Origin of the sequence: Aeoliella fuhlenseeensis, from assembly GCF_052161615.1 — a bacterium.
Classification (GTDB): domain Bacteria; phylum Planctomycetota; class Planctomycetia; order Pirellulales; family Lacipirellulaceae; genus Aeoliella.
Genome location: NZ_CP197417.1, coordinates 1,145,748 through 1,157,602, shown reverse-complemented (window position 1 = coordinate 1,157,602; position 11,855 = coordinate 1,145,748). Strand labels below are relative to the sequence as shown.

10 protein-coding genes are annotated in these 11,855 nt (G+C 59.6%); 8 read left to right on the top strand and 2 right to left on the bottom strand.

From position 1 onward, the window contains the following. Position 1: 1 nt before the first annotated feature. Together SH292x_RS04620 and SH292x_RS04615 are read right to left on the bottom strand one after the other, a co-directional pair. A complete protein-coding gene (locus SH292x_RS04620; protein WP_442484411.1) occupies positions 2–1,399 on the bottom strand; it encodes a phenylacetate--CoA ligase family protein in 1,398 nt (465 codons plus the stop codon). Positions 1,400–1,728: 329 nt separating this feature from the next. Continuing rightward, positions 1,729–2,595, bottom strand: coding sequence for a helix-turn-helix domain-containing protein (locus SH292x_RS04615; protein WP_442484410.1), 867 nt, complete (start codon positions 2,593–2,595; stop codon positions 1,729–1,731). Positions 2,596–2,765: 170 nt separating this feature from the next. On the opposite strand from SH292x_RS04615, the gene SH292x_RS04610 reads away from it, so the two are divergent. The 8 genes from SH292x_RS04610 to SH292x_RS04575 all read left to right on the top strand — a co-directional run bounded on the left by SH292x_RS04610 (position 2,766) and on the right by SH292x_RS04575 (position 11,812). Beyond that, a complete protein-coding gene (locus SH292x_RS04610; RefSeq protein WP_442484409.1) occupies positions 2,766–4,025 on the top strand; it encodes an L-rhamnose isomerase in 1,260 nt (419 codons plus the stop codon). Between the two features lie 37 nt (positions 4,026–4,062). Beyond that, positions 4,063–5,481 (top strand): hypothetical protein, encoded by a 1,419-nt coding sequence (locus tag SH292x_RS04605; protein ID WP_442484408.1) that lies wholly within the window; start codon positions 4,063–4,065, stop codon positions 5,479–5,481. Positions 5,482–5,496: 15 nt separating this feature from the next. Further along, entirely contained in the window at positions 5,497–5,688 is a 192-nt protein-coding gene (locus tag SH292x_RS04600) for a hypothetical protein (RefSeq protein ID WP_442484407.1), read from the top strand. A 12-nt stretch (positions 5,689–5,700) separates the two neighbouring features. Beyond that, on the top strand, positions 5,701–7,182 hold the full coding sequence (locus SH292x_RS04595) for a rhamnulokinase (RefSeq protein ID WP_442484406.1): 1,482 nt from the start codon (positions 5,701–5,703) through the stop codon (positions 7,180–7,182). Continuing rightward, entirely contained in the window at positions 7,179–9,377 is a 2,199-nt protein-coding gene (locus tag SH292x_RS04590; protein WP_442484405.1) for a bifunctional rhamnulose-1-phosphate aldolase/short-chain dehydrogenase, read from the top strand. The genes SH292x_RS04595 and SH292x_RS04590 overlap by 4 nt, the downstream gene beginning before the upstream one ends. Before the next feature lie 36 nt (positions 9,378–9,413). Further along, the gene (locus tag SH292x_RS04585) at positions 9,414–10,196 is read left to right on the top strand and encodes a biotin--[acetyl-CoA-carboxylase] ligase (protein ID WP_442484404.1); all 783 of its coding nucleotides are present in this window, start codon (positions 9,414–9,416) and stop codon (positions 10,194–10,196) included. A 113-nt stretch (positions 10,197–10,309) separates the two neighbouring features. After that, positions 10,310–10,627, top strand: a complete 318-nt coding sequence (locus tag SH292x_RS04580) for an OadG family protein (protein WP_442484403.1) — start codon at positions 10,310–10,312, stop codon at positions 10,625–10,627. 54 nt (positions 10,628–10,681) lie between these two features. Beyond that, entirely contained in the window at positions 10,682–11,812 is a 1,131-nt protein-coding gene (locus SH292x_RS04575; protein ID WP_442484402.1) for a sodium ion-translocating decarboxylase subunit beta, read from the top strand. The last annotated feature ends 43 nt before the right edge of the window (positions 11,813–11,855 follow it).

Genomic DNA, 11,855 nt, shown 5'->3' with positions numbered 1-11,855 from the left:
ATCAACTTGGCGGCTCGACGTTGGTCACGATGCGTTTGAACTTGCTGCCGTCGTCGTCGGGGACCAGTTTGTCGGCCACTTCCACGGTGACCTCAATCGAATCGAGGCCATCCTCGCGGAGAGTCGCCAAGATTGCCTCGCGGACCTCGTCCGTGTTGATGCTGGCCGACTCGATTGGTTCGACGCGGACGACCAGCTTCTCCGGTACGTCTTGCTGAATCTGGTATTCGCGGACGCTGGAGACCCCGCCCAGCGCCGTTTCGACGACCGCCGGATGAAACGGCTTCAGTTCGCCATCGCGGATTGCATACAGGATGTCCGAGCTGCGGCCTTCGATCTCTGCAATCAAAGGCAATGACACGCCGCACTCGCAAGGTTCGGTGGCCATCACGACGATGTCGTTTACTTCGTAGCGAATGAACGGCTGAATGTGGTTCGCGAGATTCGTGAGCAACACCTTAGTGCCTCGCTCGCCCGGCGCGACGGGCTGGTAGTCGTCGTCAACGACTTCAAGAATCGCCCAATCGGCGTTCACGTGCATGCCGCCGGTGGTCATGCAGGCACACGTGAGAAATAGGCACTCCCCCATTCCGTAGTCATCGAGCACCGGCGCGCCAAACAACTTCTCGTAGTGCTTGCGAGGCTCGGACATTAGCTTTTCGCTGATGTTCACCACCTGCTCCAGCTCGCCACCCAGATCAAGCTCACCCGCTTCAATGCCCCGCGCGAGTTGATGCAAAATGCTTGCATAGGTGGTCAGATGCGTTGGCTTGAACTCGGCGAGTTGAGCGAAAAGGTCGTCGTCGGTCAGGCTGAGCTGCTTGACGTCGATGAAGTTTCGGACGCCCGCCGGCATGTAAGTGAACGCCGTGCCCGAGGGATAAAAGCCCGGCTTGAGCGTCACCGCCGCGAGTCTCACTCGCTCGGTGAAGCGCGTCACGATCTCTTTCAGGTCGAGCGACGCCGCGTGCCCGCGAGCTGCCTGCAGGGCGAAGTTGAGCTCGAAGTCGTCGGGCGACTTCACGAGCAAGAGCGACTGCCCGGTGCTGCCGGAAGTGTGGCTCACCACGTACTTGTCGAGGAATAGCTTGCCGAGGTTCGATTCGTCTTCAAAGAACTTCTCGACCTCGTCACGCTTCACGTCGCCCACGGTCAGCCAGCGGTCGAAGTTCTCCATGACCTCGCCTTTGTTCGACGTGGGCAAGTCTGCGAGCGTCACGGTTTCGGGGTCGATGTCAGCATACTTCTCGGCCAGATAGGGCGAGCTCTGCTTGGCGTTGCGGACAAGCCGCCGTAAGCGAATCTGCTGCCGTCGCTCGATTGTCTCCTGCGACGCCGACGACATCGCCTTGAGCGCGAGCGCCCGAGCTCCAAACCGCAACGATCCGATAAGTGCCATTGATTGAGGCTCCGTGTCCAAGAGATTCGCATCCGAGCCCAGCACCACGGGCCTCCCCATTCTCCCGTAATCCAGCGCCGAGACTAGATGCTGACCAGGATTTTATTAGTCACGGATCGAACACGGATACCAAGGCCGAGAAAGAGAACACTAATACTCGCTAATCTTCACTAATCCCGAAAAATGGCCAACTGCACCACTCCTCCGACGTGAGCCTTCTTGATTCTTATTAGCGGAGATTAGCGCAGATTAGTGTTCCAAGAACTGGGCAACAGCGCCTGCATCGCACATCCGTGTTGCATCCGTGCGTATCCGGCGCTAGACAACCCTCAGCCGAGTTGGCGTTGCCGATAGAGGCGAGGCGAGGTGCCGAAGTGTTGGCGGAACTGCCGTGCGAAATAATTGCTGTCGTTAAAGCCCACCGAGTAGGCGATGTCGGTCACGCTGCCGGGCGATTCGCGGAGCAACTGGGCGGCGTGCTTCACGCGAAGCTGGATGAGATAGGCAATCGGTGTGCATCCCATCGCCGACTCAAACGCTCGCAGGAAACTCCGCCGCGACATCTTGGAGATCGCGACGAGCTCTTCGAGTTGAATCGGCTCGGCGAAGTGCGTTTCGAGATGCGTGATGCACTTGGCAATCCGTAAGAGTGCGCGCGAGTTCGAGCCCTTCGACCGCCCATAGCATCGCGACAAGTAGCCGACGAGCTGAACGAACGATGCCATCGCTAGGCAGCGAAACCCTGGGGCACGGCGGCGAAGTTCGTCGTCGAGCGCGTCGACGTAGCCCATCGCCACAGCTAGCTCGGTCGGCGACAGCCGCAGCCGACTTTGGAACTGATGCCGGCGTCGCCAAGCGGGCTCTAGACGAAATAGCGCGTGGTATCCTGGCAGCGAGGCCAGGTCCATCTGCTCGAACGCCACGCTGTTTTGGTCGAAGAGAATATTTACTAGCCGCAGGCGGTCCATGTTGAGATAATCGTGCGGCCGGTCACCCCCGATGGCGAAGACATCGCCGGCGGCGAGCTGCCAGGAATCTTCGCCCGTCACGTGAAGACCCTGCCCCCCCGTAATCAGCACCATCTCCATAAAATCGTGAGCGTGCAGGCCAAAGGGCTCCTGCGGATCGCGCCGCTCCACGACTATGGGAAACCCATCGGCATGAAACCAATCGTCCTTTGTCAGCGTGCGAATCACGCGAGCCACCTGAGGAAAAGTCCGCCTGCGAAGTCCTCGCAAGCCTGGCACTATTGTGCTAACGGGAGACACAATCGTCAAGGTTTCCCGGACGCTCGATAGGGTATGATCGGTACGCGACGGGCGGTAACTCTCTCTTCTATAGCATCTCCAAGCGGCGGGCGGACAGTATGAATACCGGTGGCGGTTCAGCGTACCAGAGTGCTTGTGAGCAGTACGCGGCCTACGGAGTGGATGTCGAAGCGGCCCTCAAGCGGCTCGCGACCATCCCCATTTCGCTCCATTGTTGGCAGGGGGACGATGTCTCCGGCTTCGAAAAGTCGGGCGACGAACTCGGTGGCGGGCTGGCCGTTACGGGAAGCTATCCCGGTAAAGCAACCAATGTCCACGAGCTTCGCGATGATCTCGATCTCGCCTACTCGCTTCTACCAGGCCGACATCGGTTGAATCTGCACGCCATCTATGGTGAGTTCGGCGACAAGGTACCTGCGCGGAATGAGATTGGCGTCGAACACTTTCAGGGCTGGATCGACTGGGCACACGAGCGTGGCCTGGGGCTCGATTTCAACCCTACGTTCTTCGCGCATCCACTCGCTGCGGATGGTTTAACGCTCTCGCATCCCAAAGCCGACGTGCGAAACTACTGGATGGAGCACGGCATCGCCTGCCGGCACATTGGAGCCGCGATGGGGGCAGGACTCGGCACACCAGCGGTTACCAACTTCTGGATGCCTGACGGCTATAAAGACACGCCGGCTGATCGGAAAGGCCCTCGCGAGCGACTGGCCGAGTCGCTGGACACCATCTTCGCCGTACCCATCAATCCCGCTTACAATCTCGACGCGGTCGAATGCAAGCTGTTTGGCATTGGGTCGGAGAGCTACGTCGTCGGCTCGCACGAGTTCTACCTTGGCTACGCGATCACCCGCGAGAAACTGCTGTGCCTCGACGCGGGCCACTTCCATCCCACGGAGATGATCAGCGACAAGATCTCGTCGGTGCTGGAGTATGTGCCCGAATTACTTCTGCACGTCAGTCGCGGCGTACGTTGGGATAGCGATCACGTGGTGACGCTTGGCGACGAGCTCTTCGCCATCGCGGGCGAGCTCGTTCGCGGCGATTACCTTGAGCGCACGCACATCGGCCTCGACTTCTTCGACGCCAGCATCAATCGCATCGCCGCCTGGGTGATTGGCACGCGCAACATGATTAAGGCGCTACTCGCCGCCCTGCTAGAACCTTCGACTAAACTACGACAGTACGAGGCTGAAGGCGATCTCACCGCGCGACTGGCGCTGATGGAAGAGATCAAGACGCTACCACTTGGCGTGGTGTGGGATCACTACTGCGAGCAGATGGAAGTTCCGGTCGGCATGGGCTGGCTGGAGAAGGTTCGACAGTACGAGGCGAACACACTCGCGAAGCGATAGGCGAACTGGCGGCACGACCTTTTGGGCGGAGATTTCTATGGCGGAAATGGATGCGACAATCGAAACGTCCTCGGGGGGCGAGTACGAGCGCGAGCCCGTGCCTAAGTCCGCCCTGATGGGCCCCGGCAAGTTCTGGGGCATGTACGCCGGCGAACACGCGGCGGGGACCGAGTTCATGATTGGTCCGCTGTTTCTTGGCGCGGGAGCAAGTCTGCAAGACTTGATCCTGGGACTACTGCTCGGAAATATTCTCGCGGTACTCACTTGGCGGTATCTCGTGGTACCCATCGCGATGGCGAAGCGAATGACCCTGTACTACCAGCTGGAGCGCATCGCCGGTGGTTCGATGGTCAAGATCTATAACGTGGTCAACGGCGTGCTATTCTGCTTCCTTGCCGGAGCGATGGTCACTGTGTCGGCGAGCGCGGTGGGGGTGCCGTTTAATATCAACTACACGGTTCCCGACAACCTGTTCGCCCTGGGCGAAGTTTCGTTCACGATGCTGGTGGTCATGGTGGGCGTGGTGATGGCCATCGTGGCCGCGGCGGGTTACGAAACGGTCGCGCGAGTTGCCAACCTCGCGGCACCCTGGATGATCGCCATCTTCGCCGCGTGCGGCATTGTTTCGCTGGGCCAGATGGAGGTAACCAGCTACGCTTCGCTCACCGAAAACTGGAACAATGCCATCGAGTTCGTGCAGGGGAAGAATCCTAACGCCATGCAGCTCAACTTCTGGCAAATCGTGCTCTTTGCGTGGCTGTGCAACGGCGCGATGCACTTCGGCATGGCCGACCTTACCATCTTTCGCTTCGCTCGCGATAAGTCGTCGGGCTGGGCACCAGCGATCGGTATGTTCCTGGGGCACTACATGGCCTGGATCGCCGCCGCGCTGTTGCTCGCCGTGCAGATCAAGCTTTCGCAGGACGCAACGCCAAACCCCGGTCGGCTCGCATGGATGTCGCTCGGCTGGACGGGCATCCTATGCGTGATCATCGCCGGATGGACAACCGCCAATCCCACCATCTATCGCGCCGGCCTCGCCTTTCAGGGGCTCTTCCCACGCAGTTCGCGGGTGTCGATGACACTGCTCGCTGGAGCGGTGGCCACGATCGCTGGTGCGTTCCCCAACCTTTCCGGCAAGCTGCTCGATTTCGTCGGCACCTACGGCACCGTGCTGGGGGCCATGGGCGCGGTGATCGTCGTCGATTTCTATTTAATGCGAAAATTTGGTTTGACGGATGAATACGCGGCCAAGAGTGGCATTACTTTCAATAGCGCCGTGCTCTTAGCCTGGGTACTCCCCGTGGCGGTTGGACTGTGGTTGATCTTCTGGCAAGGGGTGTTTGCCGCCTACTTGGTCATCCCGTGCTGGTTTGCGTGTGGCATCCTTTACCTGATATTGTCGAAGTTCGTGCAGCACCCGGTGCCTGAGTACGACCAACTAGCGAGCAAATAAGAAAGGCGAAGCATCATGGCACTCCGAACCGTTTCGTTCGCTGCTCTGGCAGCCACCGTCGCTCCAAGTCTGCTGTATTTAAACGGCACACTTACGCTCGAAGGAGTGATGTGGGTGGCGCTCGTGGGCACCATCGTTTGGTTTGGCGTCACACCGTTGTGGATGGACCGCAAGCGAGAGGTCGACGACACACAGGTTCAGATTTAGACTGGTAACGTCATGCCCTCACCCCATCACTACATCGCCTGCGACCTCGGAGCCGAGAGTGGCCGCGTCATTCTTGGCACGCTCGATGGCGAACGACTTGCGCTCGAGGAGGTTCATCGCTTCGCCAACCATGCCGTGCGAATCGGCGGCTCGATGCGATGGAACACCATCGGCATCTACGAGAACCTGCTCGAAGGGCTCCGCAAGATTGGTCGCAGAGGGGTTGCCGCGTCCGGCGTGAGCGTCGATTCGTGGGGCGTTGACTACGTCTTCATTGCGGCGGGGCAACCGATGCTCGCCCTGCCACACCATTACCGCGATCCTCGCACCGAGCCAATGCTTGCCGAGGCGCTTGCGCGGGTTGGCCGTGAGACGATCTTCGCCGAGACCGGCATCCAGTTCATGGCCCTCAATACGCTGTACCAGTTGATGGCCGATACGAAAGACAGTCGCGGAGTGCTTGCCTTAGCCGAGCAATTTCTTCCGACGGCCGACTACATGAATTTTCTGCTGAGCGGTGTCGCGCGGTGCGAGGCGAGCCTCGCGAGCACCACGCAGATCTACAACCCTGTCGTGAAAGACTGGTCGGTCAAGTTGATTGACGAGTGCGAACTTCCGCAGGCGATCTTTCCTATCATCGTTCCCTCGGGAACGGTGCTGGGACCACTGGCGTCTGACATCGAAGAGCATACGAGTCTCAAAGAAGTTCAGGTGATCGCCACTTGCTCGCATGACACGGGGGCGGCGGTCGCCGCGGTGCCTGCCGAGGGCGATGACTGGGCTTACTTAAGCTCTGGTACGTGGTCGCTGATTGGCGTCGAACTTCCCGAGCCGCTGCTTTCGGACGGCGCACGCGAAGAGAACTTCACCAATGAGATCGGATACGGCAATAGTGTTCGGTTCCTGAAGAACATCATCGGCCTGTGGCTATTGCAGGAATGCCGGCGAGCGTGGGAGCGCGACGGCGAATCGTACGACTACGCCGAACTCACGCAGCTTGCCCACGAGGCCCCGGCGTTCGTCTCGGTGGTGGACCCCAACGCATCCCAGTTCATGCATCCCGCGCACATGCCGACGGCGATCGCCGACTATTGCCGTTCCACAGGTCAGCAAGCTCCCGAAACTCCAGGCCAGTTCGCGCGGTGCATCTTCGAGAGTCTCGCGCTGATGTACGCCGACAAGCTCGATGTCATCGAGTCGCTCACCGGTCGTACGATTCGCAAGCTGCACATCGTTGGCGGTGGCAGCCAGAACCGGCTGCTCAATCAATTCGCCGCCGACGCCACGGGGCGCACGGTACTCGCCGGCCCCGTCGAAGCGACGGCCATCGGTAACTTGCTTATCCAAGCGATCGCGCTCGGCGAGCTCGACGACCTTGCGTCGCTTCGCAAGGTGGTCCGCCAATCTTTCCCCATCGACACCTACCAACCTACGAATGCCGATGCCTGGGCCGAAGCCCGCCGGCGATTCGCCAGCCTGGAGTTAACCCAATGAGTTCGCACCACTACCGCTACGTCAATTACCTGTGGGACGACGAGAAGGCCGCCGCACTCGATCCGGTCGAACGACTCGTCTACCGGTCGAACCTGCTGGGTTCCGATCAGCGCATCACCAATACGGGCGGTGGAAACACCTCGTCGAAAACGCTGGAGGTCGACCCGCTGACTGGCGACGACACCGAAGTGCTGTGGGTGAAAGGCTCGGGCGGTGACTTGCGGACATCGAAGCGCGAGAACTTTTCGTCGCTCTACCAGTCGAAGCTGCTCGGCCTGCAGCATGCGTACAACGCCGATCCCAACCGAGGGCCAAAGTCCGACGCCGAAGATCGCATGGTCGGCATGTACTCACACGCGACTTTCAACCTGAACCCTCGGCCTTCGTCCATCGATACGCCGCTGCACTCGTTTATTCCGTTCAAGCATGTCGATCACATGCACCCGAATGCGGCGATCTCGGTCGCGGCGTCGCGGAACTCCGTCGAACTGACGCGAGAGATCTACGGTCACACGGTCATTCACACGCCTTGGCTTCGGCCGGGCTTCGAACTCGGTCTCGAAATGCAGCGCATCGTTTCCGAGCATCCCGAAGCGGTCGGCATCATCATGGGCCAGCACGGGCTCATCAACTGGGACGATGACGACAAGCGGTGTTACGAGCTGACGTTGTCCTTGATCGAGAAGGCAGCTGCCTATATCGAGGAGAAATACCTAGCGAAGGGTGGCGATGCAAAGGCGTTCGGGGGTGAGAAGTACGCCTCGCTCGACGAGTCGACCCGCCGGGCGACGTTCGCCACGATTCTTCCTTGGCTCCGCGGACGTGTATCGCAAGAGAAGCGATTCATCGGCACCGTGCAGGATGACGAGACGATTCGTCGGTTTGTCAATTCGCACGACGCGCCGCGACTAGCCGAGCTCGGCACCAGCTGCCCCGATCACTTCCTTCGCACGAAGATCAAGCCGCTTTACGTGGCGTGGGATCCGGCGTCGGGTGACATTGAGGAGCTGAAGCGATTGCTCGACGAAGGACTTGCGCAGTACCGCGAGGACTACGCCGCTTACTACCAGTCGTGCAAACGGCCCAACTCGCCGGCGATGCGCGACCCCAACCCAACGGTCATTCTGATCCCGGGCCTGGGCATGATTGCATGGGGTAAGAGCAAAAGCGAGTCGCGCGTGACTGCCGAGTTCTACAACTGCGCGGTGGAAGTGATGCGTGGTGCCGAGGCGATCGACGAGTACATTGCCCTGCCGCTTCAGGAAGCGTTCGACATCGAGTACTGGCTGCTCGAAGAAGCCAAGCTCCAGCGAATGCCGCCCGAGAAGGAACTCGAGCGACAAGTCCACATCGTCATTGGCGCTGGCTCGGGGATCGGAAAAGAGACCGCTCACCGTTTGAGCAAAGAGGGAGCTCACATTGTCGCAGTCGACTTAAATCGCGAAGCGGCCGAGGCGACCGCCGCGGAGATCACCGCGAAATTGGGCGCGGGGATCGGCGTGGCTGGCTCGGGCATCAGTGGCTGCGGTCCCGCGATTGGTTTGATGACCGACATCACCAGCCGCCAGAGCATTCGCATGATGCTCGACGAAGTCGCGCTAGCATATGGCGGCTTCGACGCGATCGAAGTGACGGCCGGCATCTTTGTCCCCAGCGACACGACGGGCCACATTCCCGACGACAAGTGGGCGCTCACGTACAACATCAATGTTACCGGAAGTTACCTAGTGGCCGACGAGGCCTCCAAGACTTGGCGCGATCAAGGCCTGCGGGGCGCACTCGTGCTAACCACTAGCGCGAACGCTGCTGTCGCGAAGAAAGGTAGCCTGGCCTACGACACGTCGAAGGCCGCGGCGAATCACTTGGTTCGCGAGTTGGCGATGGAACTCGCGCCGCTAGTTCGCGTTAACGGCGTCGCGCCGGCCACGGTGGTGAAGGGATCGGCCATGTTCCCTCGCGATCGGGTGATTGGTTCGCTCGCCAAGTACGACATCCCCTACACCGACGACGAGCCCACCGAGTCGCTGGTCGACAAACTGGCTCAATTCTACGCCAACCGCACGCTGACCAAGTCGCCAATTACGCCCGCCGACCAAGCCGAAGCGTACTTTCTGCTGGTGAGCCAGCGTTTGAGCAAGACCACCGGGCAGATCATCACGGTCGATGGCGGATTGCACGAGGCGTTCCTTCGCTAGACAATCGGGGCTTTTGCCCTCATCGTAGTTTGCAATATGGACGACCCCCTCGACCTCGCCCGCGTGACGCAGGAAACGTGGATCGAACGTGTCCATTTCTACAACGAAACCGATTCGACGAACACTCGCGCGCTGGAGCACGCGGCGACGGCGAGCGAAGGGCTCACCGAGCTGTTTGTCGCCCAGCAGCAGACGGCCGGTCGCGGACGCGGAAACAATCGCTGGTGGTCCGACCATGGTTCACTAACTTGGTCAGTGCTCACCCGGGCGATTGACACACCACCCGCAAGTTTGCCGAAAGCGTCTTTGACGATCGGGCTGTCTCTCTGCGAAGCTGTCGAGCAGTTCACACGTGGTGACGTCGCCCTCAAATGGCCCAACGACGTGTATCTCGACGGCAAAAAGCTCGCAGGCATCCTGATCGAGCTTGCGGGAAGCGATCGTCGCCGGCTGGTGATTGGCGTTGGACTGAATGTGAATAACTCGGTCCTGAATGCTCCGCCGGAAGTTCGCGATCGTGCCACCAGTCTTATCGACAACCAATCTGTTCCGGGCACCACCCTCGACCGCACGGCGGTGCTCGTGGCATGCCTGACGGAGATCGAGAGGCACTTGTCGCGATTCGAGAACGAAGATGCTCAGCTATCCGACGAATGGCGATCAAGGTCATTGCTCACCGGTCGCACGGTCACGCTCGCCACGCCGAAGCAGGAGATTCGCGGCGTATGCGAAGGCCTCGCCGACGACGGGGCACTCCTCCTACGCACTGCCGCAGGTGTAGAAGCTTGCTACGGCGGGGTGGTTGTGGGGTTTGAGTGAACGAATAGCGACCAGGATTCAAATTCGGCGCAACTCCCACTATCCTGAGTGGGCACGAGGTTCGTGACACAACCCTTCAGGTCGGCCCCCTACCCTCTTCGCAGGATACGCCGGTGGAAGTATTTTTCGTAATTGCTCAGGCAGTACCGCCATCGAACGCCGATGGATGGGCAGGCGTTGTCGAAGGCCGCGGGATCGAACTGACGATCGTTGGCATGGCGATCGTGTTTTCCGCGCTCGTGATTATCTCGCTGTTCATCGCGGCACTCCCCAAAGTGCTCGAATGGCTCGATCCCTATCTACCGAAAGGGCACGGCCCGGACGCTCCAACACGGGATGAGCAGACAACGCTGGAGGAGGAAAAGGTAGTGGCTGCGATTGGACTTGTGCTGCATACCGAATTGCAAAAGGTGCTCCAGAAGCCGGACTGAACCGAATAGTTGACGGCCCTCTTCTCCCGCGTCGCCACGCCGAGCCTCGATCCGATGGATATCTTTCACCAGTTTCTCGACACCACCGGATTCGCCAACCTCACGGTCGGAAATCTGGTGATGATATTGGTGGGCCTCGTGTTCATCGCCCTGGCGATCATCAAGGACTACGAACCGTTGCTGCTTGTGCCGATTGGGTTTGGTATCTTGATCGGCAACATCCCAGCAAGCGACGACATGCAGCTCGGCGTGTACGATTCCGGCAGCGTGTTGTCGTACATCTATTTCGGGGTGAGTCAGGGCATCTTCCCTCCCCTCATCTTTCTGGGCATCGGGGCAATGACCGACTTCTCCACGATGCTCTCGAACCCTAAGCTTATTCTTCTTGGCGCCGCGGCGCAGATGGGGATCTTTCTCACGCTCATCGGCGCGATGTACCTCGGCTTCTCTCCCAAAGAGTCGGCCGCTATTGGAATCATCGGGGGCGCGGATGGTCCTACGGCCATCTTCCTCGCGTCGAAACTTGCCCCCTCACTCATCGGCCCCATTGCTATCGCGGCGTACTCTTACATGGCTCTCGTGCCAGTGATTCAGCCGCCGATCATGCGACTTCTCACCACCCGGGAAGAGCGGCTCATCCGGATGAAGCCTCCTCGCCATGTCACGCGTCGTGAAAAGATCATCTTTCCAATTGCTGCATTTCTCATCTGCACAATGATTGCCCCTGGTTCGTTGGTGCTAGTGGGCATGTTGTTTCTCGGGAATTTGCTGAAGGAAAGCACCGTTACCGAGCGACTCGCGAACAGTGCTCGCAACGCGATGATTGACATCGTCACGATCTTGCTGGGCTTCTCGGTGGGGGCCAGCACCGACGCCGACAATTTCCTTACCAAACAGTCGCTAATGATCTTTGGGCTGGGGGCTCTGAGTTTCGCCGTTGCCACAGCATCGGGGATACTCTTTGCAAAGTTGATGAACTTATTTCTTACCCACAAGATCAATCCTCTGATTGGCGCAGCGGGCGTATCGGCGGTGCCCGACTCCGCTCGAGTTGCTCAAATGGTGGGTCAAAGCGAAGACCCGCACAACTTCCTGCTGATGCACGCTATGGCTCCCAACGTCGCTGGCGTGATTGGTTCCGCAGTCGCCGCGGGTGTGTTGTGGAGCGTCCTTGCGGGTCAATAACCAAGTCCCTATTGCAGTCACGCCTCGGATCTTTTCGACAAGA